The organism is Moritella sp. PE36, assembly GCF_000170855.1.
GTDB lineage: Bacteria > Pseudomonadota > Gammaproteobacteria > Enterobacterales > Moritellaceae > Moritella.
Window position 1 is genome coordinate 15,414 of the sequence record NZ_ABCQ01000005.1, and the last position, 20,832, is coordinate 36,245.

General features: G+C 42.8%; 14 protein-coding genes and 8 tRNA genes. 10 read left to right on the forward strand and 12 right to left on the reverse strand.

Features of this window, described 5'->3' with window-relative positions:
- Positions 1-47: 47 nt before the first annotated feature.
- The 11 genes from PE36_RS04895 to PE36_RS04950 form a co-directional block, all read right to left on the reverse strand.
- Positions 48-3,167 (reverse strand): efflux RND transporter permease subunit, encoded by a 3,120-nt coding sequence (locus tag PE36_RS04895; RefSeq protein WP_006030853.1) that lies wholly within the window; start codon positions 3,165-3,167, stop codon positions 48-50.
- Positions 3,167-4,621: an efflux RND transporter periplasmic adaptor subunit gene (locus PE36_RS04900; RefSeq protein ID WP_006030854.1), complete on the reverse strand. Its 1,455-nt coding sequence runs from the start codon at positions 4,619-4,621 to the stop codon at positions 3,167-3,169. Before PE36_RS04900 ends, PE36_RS04895 begins: the two co-directional genes overlap by 1 nt.
- 8 nt (positions 4,622-4,629) lie before the next feature.
- Positions 4,630-5,886, reverse strand: a complete 1,257-nt coding sequence (locus PE36_RS04905; protein WP_006030855.1) for a TolC family protein — start codon at positions 5,884-5,886, stop codon at positions 4,630-4,632.
- A 576-nt stretch (positions 5,887-6,462) separates the two neighbouring features.
- Positions 6,463-6,538 (reverse strand) — tRNA-Lys (locus PE36_RS04915).
- Positions 6,539-6,593: 55 nt separating this feature from the next.
- A tRNA-Val gene (locus PE36_RS04920) sits at positions 6,594-6,669 on the reverse strand.
- A 39-nt stretch (positions 6,670-6,708) separates the two neighbouring features.
- Positions 6,709-6,785 (reverse strand) — tRNA-Met (locus PE36_RS04925).
- Positions 6,786-6,836: 51 nt separating this feature from the next.
- Positions 6,837-6,912: transfer RNA gene (locus tag PE36_RS04930), tRNA-Lys, on the reverse strand.
- Positions 6,913-6,968: 56 nt separating this feature from the next.
- Positions 6,969-7,044, reverse strand: a tRNA-Val gene (locus tag PE36_RS04935).
- A gap of 39 nt (positions 7,045-7,083) precedes the next feature.
- Positions 7,084-7,160, reverse strand: a tRNA-Met gene (locus tag PE36_RS04940).
- A gap of 38 nt (positions 7,161-7,198) precedes the next feature.
- Positions 7,199-7,274 (reverse strand) — tRNA-Lys (locus tag PE36_RS04945).
- A 65-nt stretch (positions 7,275-7,339) separates the two neighbouring features.
- Positions 7,340-7,415: transfer RNA gene (locus PE36_RS04950), tRNA-Val, on the reverse strand.
- Positions 7,416-7,822: 407 nt separating this feature from the next.
- Between PE36_RS04950 and PE36_RS04955 the strand changes: the two genes are divergently transcribed.
- Together PE36_RS04955 and PE36_RS04960 are read left to right on the forward strand one after the other, a co-directional pair.
- The gene (locus tag PE36_RS04955) at positions 7,823-10,327 is read left to right on the forward strand and encodes a class I adenylate cyclase (protein WP_006030857.1); all 2,505 of its coding nucleotides are present in this window, start codon (positions 7,823-7,825) and stop codon (positions 10,325-10,327) included.
- Between the two features lie 939 nt (positions 10,328-11,266).
- Positions 11,267-11,923 (forward strand): Qnr family pentapeptide repeat protein, encoded by a 657-nt coding sequence (locus PE36_RS04960; RefSeq protein WP_006030859.1) that lies wholly within the window; start codon positions 11,267-11,269, stop codon positions 11,921-11,923.
- A 704-nt stretch (positions 11,924-12,627) separates the two neighbouring features.
- Here PE36_RS04960 and cyaY read toward each other — a convergent pair.
- Positions 12,628-12,939: an iron donor protein CyaY gene (gene cyaY / locus PE36_RS04965; protein WP_006030860.1), complete on the reverse strand. Its 312-nt coding sequence runs from the start codon at positions 12,937-12,939 to the stop codon at positions 12,628-12,630.
- Between the two features lie 76 nt (positions 12,940-13,015).
- On the opposite strand from cyaY, the gene PE36_RS04970 reads away from it, so the two are divergent.
- The 8 genes from PE36_RS04970 (at position 13,016) to PE36_RS05005 (ending at position 20,825) form a co-directional block, all read left to right on the forward strand.
- On the forward strand, positions 13,016-13,228 hold the full coding sequence (locus PE36_RS04970; protein WP_006030861.1) for a lipoprotein: 213 nt from the start codon (positions 13,016-13,018) through the stop codon (positions 13,226-13,228).
- A 68-nt stretch (positions 13,229-13,296) separates the two neighbouring features.
- Positions 13,297-14,553, forward strand: a complete 1,257-nt coding sequence (gene lysA, locus PE36_RS04975; protein WP_006030862.1) for a diaminopimelate decarboxylase — start codon at positions 13,297-13,299, stop codon at positions 14,551-14,553.
- Positions 14,554-14,610: 57 nt separating this feature from the next.
- Entirely contained in the window at positions 14,611-15,441 is an 831-nt protein-coding gene (dapF, locus tag PE36_RS04980) for a diaminopimelate epimerase (RefSeq protein ID WP_043993972.1), read from the forward strand.
- Complete coding sequence (locus PE36_RS04985) at positions 15,438-16,163, forward strand: DUF484 family protein (protein WP_006030864.1); 726 nt, start codon at positions 15,438-15,440, stop codon at positions 16,161-16,163. Before dapF ends, PE36_RS04985 begins: the two co-directional genes overlap by 4 nt.
- Entirely contained in the window at positions 16,141-17,142 is a 1,002-nt protein-coding gene (gene xerC / locus PE36_RS04990) for a tyrosine recombinase XerC (protein ID WP_006030865.1), read from the forward strand. Before PE36_RS04985 ends, xerC begins: the two co-directional genes overlap by 23 nt.
- The gene (locus PE36_RS04995; RefSeq protein ID WP_006030866.1) at positions 17,142-17,858 is read left to right on the forward strand and encodes an HAD-IA family hydrolase; all 717 of its coding nucleotides are present in this window, start codon (positions 17,142-17,144) and stop codon (positions 17,856-17,858) included. The genes xerC and PE36_RS04995 overlap by 1 nt, the downstream gene beginning before the upstream one ends.
- Positions 17,859-17,904: 46 nt before the next feature.
- Positions 17,905-20,073: a DNA helicase II gene (gene uvrD, locus PE36_RS05000; RefSeq protein ID WP_006030867.1), complete on the forward strand. Its 2,169-nt coding sequence runs from the start codon at positions 17,905-17,907 to the stop codon at positions 20,071-20,073.
- A 110-nt stretch (positions 20,074-20,183) separates the two neighbouring features.
- On the forward strand, positions 20,184-20,825 hold the full coding sequence (locus tag PE36_RS05005; RefSeq protein WP_232286530.1) for a chromophore lyase CpcT/CpeT: 642 nt from the start codon (positions 20,184-20,186) through the stop codon (positions 20,823-20,825).
- Positions 20,826-20,832 lie beyond the last annotated feature (7 nt).

Genomic DNA, 20,832 nt, shown 5'->3' on the forward strand with positions numbered 1-20,832 from the left:
CTTCCTTTTATATAAAAACTTAATTTATTTATTGTTACTCGACTCTGTTAATCAATCATTTGAGATTTTAAACTGACTGATTTCCACAAGTAGAATGACGCTGGTAATACTAATAGTGTCAGAATAACGGCTGAGCCCATGCCACCAATCATAGGTGCTGCAATACGTTGCATTACTTGTGAACCGGTACCGTCACCATACATAATGGGTATTAAACCTATGATCACCGTCGCGACAGTCATCATCACGGGACGCACCCGAAGTCCAGCTCCATCCATCACCGCTTGCTGTAATTTAGCTTTGGTTAACTGACCCGTTGCCAGCGTACTTTCTAATGATTGGTTTAAATAAACTAACATGATCACACCAATTTCTACCGCAACACCGGCTAAAGCGATAAAGCCAACCCCAACGGCAATGGAGAAATTATAGTTGAGTAAATATAACAACCAGATACCGCCAATCATAGCCAGGGGCAAGGTGGCTAAAATAAGTAACACTTCGCCAACGCGGCGGAAAGCTAAATACAGTAATAGTACAATAATCGCTAATGTGGCAGGGATCACTACCGATAGCGTGGCTTTAGCTCGTTGCATATATTCGTATTGCCCCGACCAGGTAATTGAATAACCCGCCGGTAAGACGAGCTGCTCGGCGACTGCTTGCTGAGCATCGATCACATAAGAGCCAAGGTCGCGGCCATCAATATCCACGTAAATCCAACCGTTCGGGCGGGCATTTTCGGTTTTGATCATCGGTGCGCCGTCTTCGATGTAGATATTCGCGACATCACCTAAAGCGATCCGCGCGCCTTGCGGTGTGACCAGTGGTAATAACCTCATCTGTTCGATGCTGTCGCGATAAGCTTGCGGATAACGGATATTCACTGGGTAACGCTCTAAACCTTCAATCGTTTGTGTCACGTTCATACCACCGACGGCGGTGGAGATCACCGCTTGAACATCGACAATGCTAAGGCCGTAACGCGCGGCTTTTTCACGTTGAATATCAACCTTAACATAACGACCACCGGCGACGCGTTCGGCATAAGCGGATGCGGTACCAGGTACGTTAAGCAAGATCTTCTCTATCTGTTTACCTATTTTTTCGATTTCAACTAACTTTTCACCGGCGATCTTGATGCCAATCGGGGTTTTAATACCTGTTGCGAGCATATCGGTACGGGTTTTGATTGGCATCACCCAGGCGTTGGTTACCCCTGGGAATTGCACTAATTGATCCAGTTCTTGACGTAAACCTTCAGAGGTCATGCCTTCTCGCCACTGGGCTTTGGGTTTTAGCGTAATAAAGGTTTCTATCATGGTTAATGGCGCTGCATCGGTGGCGGTTTCGGCTCGTCCTGCTTTACCCCAAACCCGTTCTACTTCTGGTACTGTTTTGATTAATTTGTTGGTTTGTTGTAATAATTCTCTGGCTTTACCTATGCTGATACCTGGGTAGGTAGTTGGCATATACATGAGATCGCCTTCATCCAATGGCGGGATAAATTCACTGCCGATTTTATTCACCGGGTAAAAGCCGACGACTAATAATCCGGCCACGAGGCAAAGTAACAATACCGGGGATTTTAAGCTTAATGCCAGCACCGGACGGTATAGCGCAACTAATCCACGGTTAATCGGATTTTTATGCTCAGGTAATACTTTACCGCGGATGAAATAACCCATTAAGACGGGTACTAAGGTGACAGCCAGTCCCGCCGCGGCGGCCATTGAATATGTTTTGGTGAAGGCCAAAGGCGCAAACATTTTGCCTTCTTGTCCTTCCAGTACGAATACGGGCACAAAACTGAAGGTAATGATCAGCAACGAGAAAAATAGTGCCGGACCCACTTCAGACGCCGCTTTCGCGATCACCTGCCAACGATTGGTATTGGTTAGCGGGGTCTTTTCTATGTGTTTGTGGACATTTTCGACCATCACAATCGCGCCATCAACCATGGCGCCAATCGCGATCGCAATCCCCCCGAGTGACATGATATTGGCATTAATGCCTTGCCATGACATGATGATAAAGGCCACCATAATGCCAATGGGTAAGCTGACTAACACCACTAACGAACTACGAATATGGAATAAAAACAAGGCACAAACGACGATAACGACAAGAAATTCTTCCAGTAATTTCAGGTAGAGATTCTCGACTGCATTATCGATTAATGTCGAGCGATCATAGGTGGGAACAATCTCAACACCTTCCGGTAGCGAGGCTTGTAAGGTTTGCAGTTTGGCTTTTACTGCGGCGATCACTTCACGTGCATTCTCGTTATAGCGCATGACGATAATGCCACCCACCACTTCACCTTCACCGTTAAGTTCGGAAACGCCACGGCGCATTTGTGGACCAAGTACAATATCGGCGACATCACCAAGCAGTAATGGCGTACCCGTGCTGCTGAGCTTTAAGGGGATGTTTTTCAAGTCATCAATTGAGCTAATGTAGCCATTGGCTCGTACCATGTACTCGGCTTCGCCCATTTCGATGACGCTGGCGCCTGCTTCCTGATTCCCATCTTTAATCGCTTTGGTGATCAATGATAATGGGAGCTGATAACTGCGCAGTTTATCTGGGTCGACAATGATCTGGTATTGCTTAACCATACCACCAACCGTGGCGACTTCAGATACACCGGGCACTGTTTGCAGTTCATACTTTAAAAACCAATCTTGAATACTGCGCAGTTGGCTTAAATCGTGATTACCGCTGGTATCGGTCAGGGCATAAGAATATACCCAACCCACACCCGTCGCATCAGGGCCTAACGCCGGTTTGGCAGTGCTGGGTAAATTTGGTGTTACTTGCGATAAGTATTCTAACACCCGTGAACGCGCCCAGTACATGTCGGTGCCATCAGCAAAGATGACGTAAACATAGGAATCACCGAAGAACGAATAGCCACGTACCGTTTTGGCTCCGGGTACAGATAACATCGCCGTTGTCAGTGGATAGGTGACTTGGTCTTCGACTACCTGAGGTGCTTGTCCGGGGTAACTGGTTTTAATAATAACCTGGACATCGGACAGATCGGGGATCGCATCAATCGGGGTATTTTTGATCACGTAACTGCCGTAGATCAGGATCACTAAAGTGGCGAGTAACACCATGATGCGATTGTTAATCGACCATTCAATTATTTTCTTGATCATTACAGCTCTCCCTCATCATCAAAGTCTAACCAAGATAGGTCTTCATCTTCAGTGGTGGTCGCTGGTTTTTGGGTTTGCTGCATTTGGCTATGGTCCATTGGTTCAGTCATATCACTGTGGTCCATGCCTTCCATCATCCTATTATCTCTTGCCCCAATACGAGCAAAATCGGCGGTGAGACTCGATTCTGAGTCAATCAAAAATTGCGCGCTGGTGACAACGTTATCGCCATCGTTTAAACCCGCTAATACTTCCACATAACCTGCGGACTCTCTGCCTAAGGTGATCTTGACTGACTGATATTGGCCATTGCCTTTGGCAAGTACGATACGATCAAAGTTACCGGCGCGAATAATCGCTTCACGTGGTACTTGTACTGAATCGGTTTGTATTTGGCTGATTAATTTTAATCGCGCGAACATATTCGGTTTTAATTGCTTATCAGTGTTCGTAATTTTCACCCGTACTTTTAAGGTTCGGGTCACCGCATTTAATACCGGATAGATATAATCGACTTCACCAAGCCAAGTTTTACCTGGAAAACTGTCTAATTGCATTTCGGCTTTATCACCCATTTTCACTAATCCGGCCTGTGATTCAAATACCTCGGCTTGCAGCCATATTTCGGTTAATTGACCGGCTTCGACGATTTGTGCTGACGGGGAAATATAGGCGCCTTCACGTATGCTTAATTTAGTGATGTAACCGGATTCTGGCGCATAGATAGTGATGTTCTGCAGTACTTTTTTACTGCGGTTAACTTGGTTGATTTGGTTTTGGCTGATGCCCAATGCCGATAATCGATGTTTGGCTGACGCGATCAGGGTTTTATTGCCGATGCGTAAGGTATTAAGCAGCTCTTCCTGTGCTTTGATGAGCTCGGGTGAATACAGAGAAAGTAGTTTTTGGCCTTTATTTACATATTCACCTTCGCTATTAATATAAAGCTTATCTACCCAGCCTGATACGCGGCTGTTAATTTGCCACAGGGTATCTTGATTAAACTCTAACATACCGACGGTATTGATCTCGGCAATGAAAGGGCGTAATACGGCTGTTTGAGTGCGTACCCCTAAGTTATTTTCTACTCGCGCTGAGATAGTGACTAAACCGGCATCGCTTGCGGTTGTCGCATCGGCATAAACCGGGATCAAGTCCATGCCCATTGGCGATTGACCCGGTTTATCGCGACGATAGTTAGCATCCATGGGCGCGACCCAATAGAGTAACTCTGGTTCTGCTGCTTTGGTGTCGGCATAAACAGGGACGAGATCCATGCCCATCGGTGATTTACCGGGTTGATCACGACGGTAGTTGGCATCCATTGGTGCGACCCAATAGAGGATACTTGGTGCAGCGGTAGTTTCGGTATTATTTGTTTGTGGATTGGTAAACCAGGCACCTACTGCAATACCGAGTGCCAATGTGATTGAACTGGCTAATAATGTTTTCATGTCGACCTCTATAATGCTTGAAAGTAGCGAATGCGGGCTAAAGTTTTTAAACTTTGGAAATGCAGTTGATGGTATTCGAGCTCGAAAGCCTGTTCATCCATTAATGCTTTGATAACTTGTTCAAAATCATTGGTATTAGCTTGGTAGCCTTGCATTACTGCCGCACTATTTAATTTGGCTTGTACCAGTAACGTGTCTTGATAACGTTGCATCCGGGCTTCGGTATTATTGAAATTAGCGATAGCACCATTTAATATGCCATTGAATTTTATCAGTAATAAGTCTTTTTCAGCTTGCTTCATGCCTTTACCTTGGGTGGCTGCGATCACCACTTGATCCTGGCGGTTACTGGTAAAAAGCGGAACATTCATCGTGACAAAACCACTGATTAAATCACTGCGACTAGAGCCGGTATTCATGTCCATGGTTTCGCGGTGACCATAGCCAATATCCACTTTGAATGCGGGTTTATACGATTCATTGGCGGAGGCAATGGTATTTTGAGCGACATCAATGGCTTGTTGCGCGGCTAATACTTGTGGGTGACTGGCGAGTAATGCGTAATGTCGCACCTGTGCTAGCTGCGCATACTCACGACTTTGTGACCATTGTGGTAATTGCGGATCTAAGTCGGTAAACGCTTGCGGGCCAACCCAAGAGACCAGTTGTCCGCGTAAGGCTTGCTCTTGCTGGGCAAAGGCGGAAATTTTGTCATCAAATTTCGCTAGTTCAAGTTCTGCCTTTATTAGATCTTGATTTTGTTTGTAACCAAGTTCGAATTGGCGATAGAGATTCGTTACGTTCTGACGGAACAGATCCTGATTTTTAACCAGTATCTGCTGTGCCATACGGGTAAAACGAATATCGAACCAAAGTTCTCTGATCTGCAGTTTTAATTCCAATTGACGATTTTCTGCTAAATGCATACTTTGTTGCGTTTGTAGGGTAAATCCTTTGGCATTGAGCTCGAGCGTATCACCCCGTGCGAACTGTTGTGATAGGCCAAGACTAAATTGAGTCATGGGATCGTCTGACAACGAAAAACTGTCGATCGGTACATTCGCTAAACCGAGTTTTATCATTGGATCGGCAAGTTGCGATTGGCTGATGGCTTGTGCTTTAAAGCTCGCTTGTTGAGCTCGATATAATGTTGCGGAGGGATCGCGTTGTAGCGCAATATTTTCTGCAACAGATAGCGTTAATTGTTGGGCATTAACATTTAATGTCAGTAATGCTAATAACCCCAAATAAAATTTGGATGGCATGGTATTCCCTTAATTAATTGGTGTTTAAAAACGATTAAAAATCAATTAATGAGAGGAGGGCGATAGAGGCTATCTTGGTGTTGTTTTAGAGGCGGGGTTAATTCGTAACGTAGCGAGTTACTTTGTTTATAGCTGTTTAAGAGCAGCTTATTATTGTAATTAATAAATGATGATACGCAGGTGGTATTACAGTCATTACAATTATCCATATTGCTGCAATCTTCGTTATCATATTGGTTTGTGGCATGCTGAACTTGCGGATTATCATGCTGCATTTTACTCATACTATCTTGAGAGTCGCATGGCATGTTTTGCATATCACAAGAAATAGTAGCGGACATAGTTCGCATGCTCATTGCCTGAAGCGGTAATGAGAATGTGTTTATTAATACTAATAAAATTAATAGCACTATGCGCATAAAGTAAAATACATTAAAAGTGAATGATGAATATAACGGGATGATAATCTTTACCTTAAGGGGAAGGTCAAGTGTTGAGGTGGGGATATTGGTGGTAAATTTTAGGTATAAAAAAACCTCGATAAACGAGGTTTCTTTATTTATTCTGGTAAGAAAGTGGTGGGCTGTGAAGGATTTGAACCTTCGACCAATTGATTAAAAGTCAACTGCTCTACCAACTGAGCTAACAGCCCCCGAATTCTTTCTTTTATAGCTTTATGTTTTATGACATAAACACCACAATTTAAGTGGTGGGTCCTACTGGGCTTGAACCAGTGACCCTCGCCTTGTAAGGGCGATGCTCTCCCAACTGAGCTAAGGACCCACAATATTTTTTAGCGATAGTTGTGGCTATCGTTTAAACTGGTTGCGGGAGCAGGATTTGAACCTACGACCTTCGGGTTATGAGCCCGACGAGCTACCAGACTGCTCCATCCCGCGACAATTTTGTTTTCACTGCTTATCTAATAATAAGAAATAACAGTAAGAAAGTGGTGGGCTGTGAAGGATTTGAACCTTCGACCAATTGATTAAAAGTCAACTGCTCTACCAACTGAGCTAACAGCCCCCGTATTCTTTCTTTTTATAGCTTCATGTCTTATGACATAAACACCACAATTTAAGTGGTGGGTCCTACTGGGCTTGAACCAGTGACCCTCGCCTTGTAAGGGCGATGCTCTCCCAACTGAGCTAAGGACCCACATTATTTTTTAGCGATAGTTGTGACTATCGTTTAAACTGGTTGCGGGAGCAGGATTTGAACCTACGACCTTCGGGTTATGAGCCCGACGAGCTACCAGACTGCTCCATCCCGCGACAATGCTGTGTCTTACTTACGTAAGTTATAAAGAAAGTGGTGGGCTGTGAAGGATTTGAACCTTCGACCAATTGATTAAAAGTCAACTGCTCTACCAACTGAGCTAACAGCCCCCGAATTCTTTCTTTATAGTAAATCCCGTTACTTATCTTATAAAGATATAACCAGACTTAATATATGGTGGGTCCTACTGGGCTTGAACCAGTGACCCTCGCCTTGTAAGGGCGATGCTCTCCCAACTGAGCTAAGGACCCCATACTTTCGATTAATGTTGGAAACGTTGTTTTGAAGCAGCGCCCCTAATCGAGGAGGCAGATATTATCCAGATCCAAATGTTTATGCAACCCCTAAATCAATTATTTTATTTAAATTGATTGCTTGCGATCTTTTTTACTGCTTTTTGCCTACAAAGTGCGCGTAATTGGTTTGTTTACAACAGAGTTTCTAATAGTAGGAAACAAATTAACGAACGGCCACAATAATATGAATACCAAGTTACCCTAATCCAACATTAATAATGTGACTATTTTGGCGCTATAAGTTTACCATTATCTAGAAAACTGTTAGCATCATCACACTTCTATGCCTGCCTTATAGGCTAAATTTTATTGTAAAAAATCAACAGAATTTAAGCATGGGTTCTCTCATTTAAGGTTTTATTTTGCAGAATAAAATTGCTGAACTGAAACATAAAGCTAAGTTGTTCAATCAGCTTAGACTTGATCGCGCCTTATCCTTAATGGATGATAATGGGCGTAAAGTGACAGCTATTTTACCTCTTTTACTGCATTGTAATCACCCAAACTTACCTGTTTATCTTGATGGTGCAGTGCCAACTGGCATCTGTTTATTTACCCCAGATGAACAACAACAAGATTATTTAACCTCATTAAATGTAGCACTAGATGATGACAAATGTATCACGTGCTCACCAATATATAGCTTATATGCGATGGGGAGTACCGGTTCCATCGGTCAAAATTGGCGTAGTGATTTAGATATTTGGGTATGTCACGATCCTGCCATGAGTGATGAGGATGCGCAGTTATTAGAGCAAAAATGCACATTGATAACCGCGTGGGCTGAGACCTTTAATGTTGAAGTTAACTTTTTCTTGATTGCTGAAGATAAATTTAGAAAAGTGAATAATGCAGTGATGACGAAGGAAAGTTGTGGCAGTGCTCAGCATTTCTTGTTACTCGACGAATTTTATCGTAGTGCACTGCGGATCGCAGGTAAACCAAGCCTTTGGCATATATTGCCGGTTGAATTTGATAATAATTATGATGATTATGTTGATCAATTGGTGGTAGATGGTGTCATTGATCGCGAAGAGTGGGTCGATTTAGGTGGTTTCCCGTGTATCCCCGCTGAAGAATATTTTGGTTCAGCGTTGTGGCAGCTCTATAAAGGCATCGATTCTCCTTATAAGGCGGTATTGAAAACCTTATTAATGGAAGCTTACTCGGCGGAATACCCAAATAACCGCTTGTTATCGCAAATCATGAAAGAAAATTTTCAATTGGCGTCTTCACAACAATTAGCTTCTTCACCGCAATTGGCATTATCACACGATACCTATTACCAGATCTTAATCAAAGTAACGGCTTATCTCGAGAAAATCGGTGACAATGCCCGCGTTGATTTATTACGTCGCTGTTTTTACTTGAAAATGTTTAGCGGTAATTGCGCGGCAGAAAAGCTCGCGCGCCCAGAATGGCATCGAACCTCTGTTGCTGAAGTCATTAGTGAATGGAATTGGCACCCTGATCGTATTGCCCATCTGGATAATCGTGACAATTGGAAGATCGAGCAAGTACAAGAAGCACATCCCGAATTACTTGATGCCATGATGAAGGGTTATCGTAATCTGATTGGTTTTGCCCGTCGTAATAATATTAGTGAATCGATTAATCCAGCCGATATCGGCATCTTATCGCGTAAGTTATATGCCGCGTTTGAGTCTCTGCCGGGGAAAGTGACTTACATAAACCCCCAGATCTCGCCAGACTTATCCGAACAGCAACTCAGTTTTGTGCAAGTACCCGATGGCCGTTTTAATAATTCCGGTTGGTACTTATATAATTCGTCGTTAGAGCCAATGCAGATTGTTGGTCGTAAACCTTTAGAGCATAACGGTTATCTGAGTAAGTTGGTGGCATGGAGTTACTTCAATGGCTTGATGGCGGATAAAACTCAAGTGGATATTTTCAACCAAGATTCAGATATGAATAGCGATGTATTGAATTCATTCTGCAAAGATCTTAAAAGTAAATTTCCTATTCAAGCAAAACCTGCATCGAATCAAGCATTAAGCCGACCTTGTGAAATTCGCGACTTATCCATATTTTTGAATTTAGAATACGACCCGACCAACCATTGGGGCGGTCGTATTATTGAATTTGATACCAATACCAGTGATGTATTTTCATTTGGTGATTGTAAAGCTTGCTTAGTCGGTAGTATCGACCTGATATATCGTAATTCTTGGAATGAAGTACGTACGCTGCATTTTTCTGGTGAAGAACGTATTGTCGATGCATTAACCACGATCATGGGCAAGATGCATCAAGATGCAACGGAACCCGATTCAATTAAAGTCTTTTGCTATAGCTTACATTTCCGTGGTTTGATCCGGCATAGTTTCGAACGCTTGGTACGTGATTGTATTAGTACCCGATTACAGCGTGATAAAGATCAGATTGTGAAAATGATCACGATTAGTGACGACCGCTTTGGTATTTATTTTGAACGCCGCGGTGTGTCTATTCGTAAACTAGAAACCTCTTTGGATCTGTATAACCATATTTCAGAGCGTAAATTACAGCAAATGCCGCTACGAATTGATAAAACCACCACGGCTGAAGGTACGCCATTAGCGGTGGAATCACATTCATCAGAAGGGTTAGTGCAGTTCTTCTTTGAGAATTATAAAAACGGCTTTAACGTTTATATTGTTGATGAGGCTAACCGCGTAGAAACTTACCAGCATTTAAGTGGCAATAAAGATGAGCTGATCAAAGGTGTGCACCGTTTTTATACCAACTCCCAAGAAGAATCTCGTAACGAAGGTGCCTTTGCTAATTTCAACTTACCGCAATTTTACGATATCGTTTATTCCGAAAATAAAGAATTAGAAGTCATTCCTTACGTATCCACTAAATAACCCCCATTTTATATAAATAATTCTTATCGCTTAGTTGGTTTTATTGAAAACGGCTAACGTTATTTTATAGTTTGTTTTTGCACTGTAAGACATCGTCCATTTAAGCTGTAAGATTATGCCATTTATCTATTGTAGTCGTATTCGTTTTAGCACATGTGATACACTCTGTCCTGAAATTTAATGTGTTGATATAAAACAACTTAATTATTTATGTGACTTGGATCTTGTATTTATTTTGAAAAATAAGTAATTTCCGTGTTGCAGCAATATCGGATTTCTCTATAGTAGGTACCCGTAAGGACGCACAACATAGTTGGTAAGGATTACTGACTAGATATGGATTATCGAATAGGATTTACCACAGGATGTGGTCGCAAGGAAAAGTCTTCAGGATGAAGATGCGATGGACACTCAACGGATATGAGTATAAAGGACACCTCCAGGATGGAGATGAAATAAATCGGCATGATTTATTGTACCAGGATGGTAATAACAAAAACCCGATGGATTGGGAGTTAAACCTAAAGGAAATTAGGTAAGTCAATTTGCAGGGAGCAAAATAAGTTCAAGGATTGGGCTACATGACTACTTAAGGACGGCATTTATGCCGTCCTTTTCTTTTATCTGCGTTTTATTTCTACTGCTCTTTCAATGATAACCAAGCGCTTGATTTGCTGGTTTATCGTACGATCCCTTGCCGTTATCGCTCATTTATTACCATGCCTTTTGATAGCGTTTAACAACGCTTACATGAATAGTTGTTGAGCATTCGATTGCCATCCAGTTATATTCATTTTATCTTCTCTACAGCGTAATTACCCCGCTCAAAATGGCAGTTTTATTAACCTGCTTTTATTTAAAATAACGCATGTAATAGTGCTAGGTAAGATGCCTATGTTGATAGTAATCTGATGCTAATTCGAGCAAGAGAACAAGATTATGAAGACGACTGATAACACCTTTATTGAAGCAGACTTTACCGATCAGGATTTAGAATCGATGATCTTTACTCGCTGTGCATTTCACCGTTGTAATTTTAATCATGCGCAGCTCAGTGATGCGCAGTTTATTGATTGCCAATTTTTTGAATCGGGTAACATCTCTGGCTGCCGATTCGATTATGCCGATTTAAAAGGCGCGAGTTTTAAAAACTGCGATTTAAATATGAGTCAGTTTGTTGGGGCTGAGTGTTTTGGCATTGAATTTCGTGGCTGCAATTTGAAAGGCGTAGACTTTAATCGCGCTAGTTTTGCTAATTACATTACGCAAAAGTCCTTCTTTTGTTCTGCGTACATTACCCAGTGTAATTTGAGTTATGCCAATTTGGCTGATCAGCTGCTCGAAAAATGTGAATTATATGAAAACCGTTGGACGGGCTGTAATTTAGTGGGGGCCTCATTACAGGGCTCGGATCTGAGCCGTGGTGAATTTTCGCAAGAGAGTTGGCAGCAGTTTAATCTTCAACATTGTAATTTAAGTCACGTGGATCTCACCGGTCTCGACCCAAGACGGGTTAATTTACAGGGTGTGACCATTTGCAGTTGGCAGCAGGAACAACTATTAGCGCCTTTGGGATTAATTATTCATGGTGATTAATAAGGTTGAGTGATCACGATCACAGATTAACTGCTGTTCATTCATACGATACCGGCGTTGAGATTATTGGCTGTTACCGGCGTGTAAGAGATCGACTATTTATGTTGATAGACAAAGTCGCTATATTTAAGTGTGATCCTAGGCTGTGAATAGATTTATTGCTATTACTGTAATGCTTAAAGCCTATTCTCGCGGTATTTGTAGCGATTCGCACTGAGGAATTAGTGTTCATGCACTAATGTAATTTGTTTTTTATCGCTATTTATTGTTTTTAGGTTTGCTATATTTGTTTCCAGAGACGCAGGAAGCTCATCAGGATGATGACTTGGCACTCTATATGAAACCGCAAGGATGTGGTGGATTACAAGGATAGCACTCACGGATTTAGAGTGAATAAAGGACACCTCCAGGATGGAGATGAGAAGCAGGTTAGGATGACTTGTTAGGCTAGGATTGCCAAAGGAACAACTCAAAGGATTGGGGAAAAGTGAATCACCTAATGGATTAGGTAAATGTCTAAGTGCAGGGAGCACAATCAGTTCAAGGATATGAGCTATTACGACAACGTAAAAGGGCTGCACTAGTTACTAGTGCAGCCCTTTTCTTTTGCCTAAAATTTACTTTCACACAAGCAAGACCTATCACATAAACAATACCAGTCACGTAAATCCGGTATTATTTACGTCATAAGAATTCACTTCATATTAGAAACTAACGTTTTCACCGCCTTGATTTTTAACGGCCTCAGTTAATACTGCTGACAATACTTGTTGAGTGCGGTTATCAACCCATACATCATTGATTAATGCGAAATGGTGGCCATTGGCTTTTGTTGCTACCCATATCTGGTGTAATGGTGTTTGTTTGTTTAAGATAATTTGCGAACCATCACGACAGTATAAAGTCAAAATACTGTTGCTGTTTTCATAATCGAGTTCAACATCACTGTCATCAATGATCTCTTCAAAGCTTATTAATAGTTCGTCAACCTGTTGGTGGAATTCTGAATCAGTCATTTTTTATTAATCCTATTGCTTTTAATTTTGTCAGTGCGATTATAAGGGATAGAATTAATTTATCATTGAGTCGGTTATGAGCCAAGCAAGAAAAACAATATTTATTACATTAGCCTTTATGTTTAGCGCTGGTTTACTCAGTGGTTGTGGTATTTCAGGTCCTTTATATGCACCAGGCACGGGACCCGATGCCAACAAAACCAAACAAATCCAGGTAGCAACACCGGCTACCGAAAGTGTAGAGCGTGATGACGCAGCTGGCAAGACGCTAAGTAGCGACGCAGAATAAACATAATATTGGCACATGATGTGCTGTGAATGAGTTAGTTTACGAATTAAAAGACAAGGAATAGAGCATTGGATTACTTTAATTATCAGGATGATGGCCAGTTATTTGCGGAACAATGTGCAGTTGCAGACGTAGCAGACAAATTTGGTACGCCAACGTATGTATACAGCAGAGCGACAATTGAACGTCATTGGCATGCATTTAATGATGCCGCTGGTGCGCATCCGCATTTGGTTTGTTATGCCGTAAAAGCTAATTCAAATATTGCCGTGTTAAATGTGCTGGCACGTTTGGGCTCGGGTTTTGATATTGTCTCTGGCGGTGAGCTATTACGGGTGATTGCGGCCGGTGGTGATCCAAGTAAAATTGTATTTTCTGGTGTTGGTAAAACCGTCGCAGAAATTAATTTAGCGCTCGATCATAATATTCATTGTTTTAATGTTGAATCGACGCCGGAACTGGAACGTATTAATGACATTGCGCTGAGTCGCGGTGTCCAGGCGCCGATATCGATTCGCGTGAACCCTAATATTGATGCTGGCACTCATCCTTATATTTCGACCGGTCTGAAAGAAAATAAATTTGGTATCGATATTGATTTAGCCGAAGGCGTGTATCAAGTTGCAAGTAAAATGCCGGGGATTAAATTAAAAGGCGTTGATTGCCATATCGGTTCACAATTAACCGAGTTATCACCCTTCTTAGACGCTGTAGATAAGCTTTTGCTATTAATTGATAAATTATCAGCGCAGGGTATTGTACTTGAACATCTCGATGTTGGTGGTGGCTTGGGCGTACCTTATAACGGTGAAACACCCCCACAACCCGCTGAATATGCGCAGGCATTAAAAGCTAAATTAGCGGGACGTAAACTGGCGCTTATTTTTGAACCAGGTCGGGCGATCATGGCCAATGCCGGTATTTTGGTCAGTAAAGTTGAGTATATTAAACTTACGGAACATAAAAACTTTGCTATCGTTGATGCTGCCATGAACGATCTTATTCGTCCTGCGTTGTACAGTGCGTGGCAAGCGATTGCACCAGTGAACAAATCATTAGAGCGTGAGTGTTTAAACTATGATGTGGTTGGTCCTATTTGTGAGACCGGCGATTTTTTAGGTAAGAACCGTGATTTAACGATCGCGATGGATGATTATATTGTCGTCCGTTCTGCCGGTGCTTATGGTTCAACCATGAGTTCAAATTATAATTCTCGTAGTCGCCCTGCCGAAGTGATGGTGGATGGTGATGTTGCCCATTTGGTCCGTCGTCGAGAAGGACTGGCAGAGATCTGGAAAGACGAAGCGATTTTACCTGCGGAATAATAGTTTACCTGCGTAATAATAGTTTACCTACTGAATGATATAAGGGTACAGGGTCATATGTTTATACAGTTTTCAAAGATGCACGGTCTGGGTAATGATTTCATGGTCGTAGACTGTGTTACTCAAAATGTATTTTTTAATAATGATAATATCCGTCGTTTGGCAGATAGAAATACCGGTATTGGCTTTGATCAACTACTTGTGGTTGAAGCGCCTTATGATCCTGATCTTGATTTTCATTATCGTATCTATAATGCTGACGGTAGCGAAGTCGAGCAGTGTGGTAATGGTGCACGCTGTTTCGCTAGTTTTGTTCGTCATAAAGGCTTAACCAATAAGACCAAGATTGCGGTAAGTACCAGTGGCGGTAAGATCTCCTTGCAGGTTGAATACGATGGTCAGGTTACGGTGAACATGGGGGTGCCAGAATTAGCCCCGGATAAAATTCCGTTCCGTGCCACCAAGCAGGAAAAAACCTATATTTTACGTGCGTTAGACAGCACGGTATTTTGTGGTGCGGTGGCGATAGGTAATCCGCATTGTGTGACAATCGTCGATGATATTGAAACTGCACCATTGGCCGATCTTGGTCATGCGATCGCCCATCATGAGCGTTTTCCTAACCGTGTTAATGCTGGCTTCATGCAAGTATTATCGCCGGACCATGCCAAATTACGGGTATATGAACGTGGTGTTGGTGAAACCCAAGCTTGTGGCACTGGTGCATGTGCCGCGGCGGTGGTGGGTCAATTACAAGGGAAGCTCGGCCAAGATGTGTGTATTGAGCTGCCTGGTGGTAAATTGCAAATCTCATGGCGAGGTCCAGGTACACCGGTATTTATGACCGGTCCGGCAACACATGTATACGATGGACAAATTAATATATGATCGACGTTGAAGCTTCGATGTTGATCGCGGAAAAGCCTGCTATTTCAGAGCAAAATGTGATTGCTTTTTTGCAGGCTGACCCTGATTTTTTTGTGCGTAATAATGACTTAGTCGATACGCTAGCTATATCTCATGGTGCGCAAGGCTGTGTGTCTTTAGTGACATTGCGGTTAGAAAGACAACGCCAACGCATTGCAGATTTAGAGCTGCAGTTACAGCAGTTAGTGGCGATTGCTGCAGACAACGATAAATTATTCCGTATCTATGCAGATATTTATACGGCGCTATTTAATTGCACTTCTGTGATGCAAATGCAGCGCATTCTGGTGACGCAGATCCAATCTCAATTGCCGTTAGCGGCCGTCAATTTACATCTGAATGAAGCTTATTTTCACCTTAAATCGCAATATCTGCCGCTCGCTATTTCAGCTGGGCAGTTGGTGCGTATTCGTCAAAAACAGTTTGCCGGTGGTGATCATTACTTTGGCCCTGTTACAAGCGCTGATAAAGCATTACTGTTTGGTCAAGATGCCTTGGTTAACTCGATGGCATTAATGGCATTGGGCGAGCGTGGAGAGTATGGTTTACTCGCTATCGGTAGTGCTAACGCCGATCATTATCAAGCGGGCATGGATAACTTGCTGTTAGGTCAGCTTTGCCGCATTATCTCTACCCTGTTACCGCAACTGATGCCTTCACGTGACAACGCCATTAAAAAATAATACTACTGCAGGTAGTGAACTACCTGCACGATCTGATCTACCGACACAGTGCGATTTACCTGTGCAACTGCTGAAACCTATCGAACGATTTTTACGTTATATCACCAGTGAACGACAACTGAGTCTACATACTGTGCGTAATTATCGCCGCCACCTGATCTTATTCGCCGAGCAAATGCTGACGTTACCGATCACGGAATGGCGTGCGCTTGATGCATCTCAGGTTCGCAAGTTAGCGACCTTAAATCATAAACTGGGTCTATCACCTCGCAGTCTAGCAACCAAATTATCAGCCCTGCGCAGTTTCTGTGATTACTTGGTATTACAAGGTGATCTCACCGCCAACCCTGCGAAAGGTGTATCGGCACCACGCCAACATAAACCGTTACCGAAGAACCTCGATGTTGATGAAATTAATCAATTATTATCCGTGTCTAATGCGGTAGAGTCTGACGACCCGTTTTTAGTGTTACGTGATAAAGCCATGATGGAGTTAATGTACTCGGCGGGTTTGCGGTTAGACGAACTGGTTAATTTGGATTTAACAGACGTTAAGTTGCGTGAAAAAACCATGCGGGTAATTGGTAAAGGTAATAAACAGCGCCAGTTACCGATTGGTAGTATCGCGATCACGGCATTACAAGCCTGGTTAGCAGTACGTGGTGAATATGCTGACAACGCGCAACCGGCATTATTTGTCAGTCAGTTACGACGCCGTATCTCTCATCGTAGTGTACAAAGCCGGATGGCGAAGTGGGGCCAACAACAAACGCTGACTAGCCATGTTAATCCCCATAAGTTACGTCATTCATTTGCGACTCACATGCTCGAGTCGAGTGGTGATTTGCGTGCGGTACAGGAATTATTAGGGCATGCCAATATTAGCACCACCCAGATCTACACCAGTTTGGATTTTCAACATCTAGCCAAAGTGTATGATGCCGCTCATCCTCGTGCGAAAAAGAAAAGAGAAGACTGATGAAATTCTATCGACGATTACACCAGATCAAAGCCATGAGCTTCGATCTTGACGATACCTTATATGATAACTATCCGATCGTGCGCCGTGCCGAGGCTTGGATGCACATGCATTTACGCAGTCAATATCCGCACATTACCCATTTAGATAATAATGCTTGGTTACAATTAAAGCGCCATGTTCTGCATCAACAACCGCACTTGATACATGATGTCAGTGGCATCCGTATTGCTTGTTTAACCGCGTTATTTTTACGCCACGGTTATAGCGAACAAGACGCTGAGTCTGTCGCTAATACTATTTTCACCCAAGTGCTGGCAGTGCGCAGTGACTTTGTCGTGCCGGAAGATACCTTTGCCGTATTAGCTGAATTAGCGAGTAAGATCCCGTTAATTGCGGTGACTAATGGCAATGTCGATACCGATAAAATTGGTTTAACGCCATTTTTTACCGCGGTGATAAAACCCGGTAATGGCTTGAGAATGAAACCGTACCCTGATTTATTTTCATTAGCAGCAGAAACATTAGCGTTACCGCCACAACATATCTTACATGTCGGCGATCATCTTAAGTCCGATGTGGCTGGGGCGATCACCAATGGTTTTATGTCAGCGTGGTTTAATGACCAGCAACAATCGCTAATGACGAGTCCTAGAGCCAGTCATTTACCAGATATTGAAATAACGCACTTGGATGAATTAACAAGCCTGTTATAATCCCCCCATTCTACTGATTAAATATACAGTCTAAGGTGACTAAATTATGGATGTATCTCTCTTACTGGACGGCCTCAACGACAAACAGCGTGATGCTGTTGCGGCACCACAATCGAGTATGCTGATTTTAGCGGGTGCTGGTAGTGGTAAAACCAGAGTATTGGTACATCGCTTAGCTTGGTTAATGCAGGTGGAGCAGTGCTCACCTTATTCTTTATTAGCGGTGACCTTTACTAATAAAGCCGCCGCAGAAATGCGTGGCCGTGTTGATAAGTTATTAGAAGGCCGTCAGCAAGGCATGTGGATTGGCACTTTCCATGGTATCGCCCATCGGCTATTACGCGCCCACCATTTAGATGCAGGTTTACCGGCTGAATTCCAGATCATTGACAGTGATGATCAACTGCGATTATTAAAACGTTTGATCAAAGCCATGAACCTTGATGAGAAGCAGTGGCCGGCTAAACAAGCGATGTGGTATATCGGCGGTAAAAAAGACGAAGGTCTGCGCCCTGAACATTTACAAGCCTATGATCCGATTGAACGTAACTGGATCAAGATTTATCAAGCCTATCAAGAATCTTGTGATCGTGCCGGTTTAGTCGATTTCGGTGAGTTGTTATTACGATCGCACGAACTTTGGTTGCATAAACCCCACATTTTAGCCCATTACCAAGATCGGTTTTCTAACATTTTAGTGGACGAATTCCAAGATACCAATAACATTCAATATGCGTGGTTACGTATGTTGACCGGTGATCGCGGTAACTTGATGATCGTCGGTGATGATGATCAGTCTATTTACGGCTGGCGTGGCGCACAAGTGGCTAACATCCAACGTTTCCTCACTGATTTTGAAGGTTCAAAAACCATTAAGCTGGAACAGAATTACCGTTCGAGCAGTAATATTCTCAATGCTGCCAATGCACTTATTGTTAATAACAGTGAGCGTATGGGCAAAGAATTATGGACCGAAGATAAAGAAGGTGACCCGATCTCTTTGTATGCGGCATTCAATGAAGTCGATGAAGCACGTTTTGTTATTGGCCGCATTAAAGAGTGGCAAGATCAAGGTGGTTCACTCAGTGACTGTGCGATCTTATACCGCAGCAATGCCCAGTCTCGCGTACTCGAAGATGCGTTATTACAAGAACAACTTGCTTACCGTATCTATGGTGGTCATCGCTTCTTTGATCGTTTGGAAGTAAAAGACGCAATGGCGTACATGCGCCTGAAGAATAATCGCGATGATGATGCGGCATTTGAACGTATTGTCAATAAACCGACCCGTGGTATTGGTGAACGGGCCTTATCATTATTACGTGATGCTAGCCGTGAGCAAGGTTCAACCTTGTGGCAAGCGGCGATCTATCTACTCGATAACAATTTGATCGCAGGCCGGGCGGCGAGTTCGATCCGTAAGTTTGTCGAACTGATCACCGAGCTGGATAACGATGTTGCTGACTTAGCCTTGCATGAACAAATCGATCATGTGGTTTTATACTCAGGCCTAAAATCTATGTATCAGCTGGAAAAAGGCGAGAAAGCCCAATCACGTATCGATAACTTAGAGGAACTGGTTTCTGCTGCCCGCAGTTTTCAGATCCCCGATGACAGCGAAGAAATGACCGAGTTATCTGCATTCTTGGCCTTTGCGGTCTTAGAATCTGCTGAAGGACAAGCCGATGAGTTTGAAGATGCAGTGCAATTAATGACATTGCATTCGGCAAAAGGTCTAGAATTCCCCGTGGTATTCATGGTTGGTGTTGAAGAAGGCATGTTCCCAAGTCAGCAATCGACGGAAGAAGCGGGACGTATGGAAGAAGAGCGCCGTCTTTGTTATGTCGGTATTACCCGTGCCATGAAGAAACTCTATATTAGTTATGCAGAGTCGCGTCGTTTATACGGTAAAGAGATGAATCATCGACCATCACGCTTTATTCGTGAAATACCAGAACAGTACATTGAAGAGATCCGGTTAAAAACCCAAATTCGCCAACCAACCCAGTTTGGGCGTTTTAGTGCGGGTGCAGAAAAAATGTCATTTGAGTCGACTGGTTATCAATTAGGTCAGCGTGTACTGCATGCTAAATTTGGTGAAGGTATTGTGATGAACTATGAAGGCAGTGGTCCGCAATGTCGTATTCAAATTGAGTTTGATCAACTGGGCAGCAAATGGTTGGTAGTATCTTACGCTAGATTGCAGGCGCTATAGTCAGCTTCAACTTTTTATAGTATAGTTGCGCGATTTTTTAGGATAGTATCACCGCATATTGAACGCTAACTTGGATGTTAGCGCTGCCCATGCGGCTACAGGGAGTTATTTTGATATTACGATTTATCGTCGCGCTAATGTGCTTATTCAGTTCATTTGCTTATGCTGCTGTATTTAAATCAGAAAATACGGCGTTATTAAAGCAATGGTTAGTTGGCGTACATAGGTCGACTAATGATGTGATTCAAGGACGCGAAGTTAACATCGGCCTCCAAGTGCTGCCTATTTGGCAAGATCGTCTTGATGGTGAATGGTTATATGTTGAAGGTCGTATTATAGGCTCATCAAGAAAACCATTTCGTCAGCGTATTCTACAATTAGTCGCTACGCCGAATGGTTTAATTCGCTTATACAGTTATTCTATTCCGCGCGCATCTGATTTTTCTGGTGCTTATTATGCTCCGCAAGTATTGGCGAGTTTAACTCAATCTCAGTTAAGTATTAGTAATAACTGTGAATTACTCATTGAGCTAAAAGTGACGAATACATTTGTCGGTGAAACCGATACTGATTCTTGTATGATGAAGACTGGCATCCCATTTATGACGAGCTTTTTTGCGGTATCGGCAGTGAATATTTCATTCTTAGATGGTGGTTATGATCAGTTTGGTCAATTAGTATCGGGTCGATTTGATGTTCCCGTTACTTTTTTGAAAATTGAAAATTATGATTTGCATGCTAATAGCGAATAACATAAGC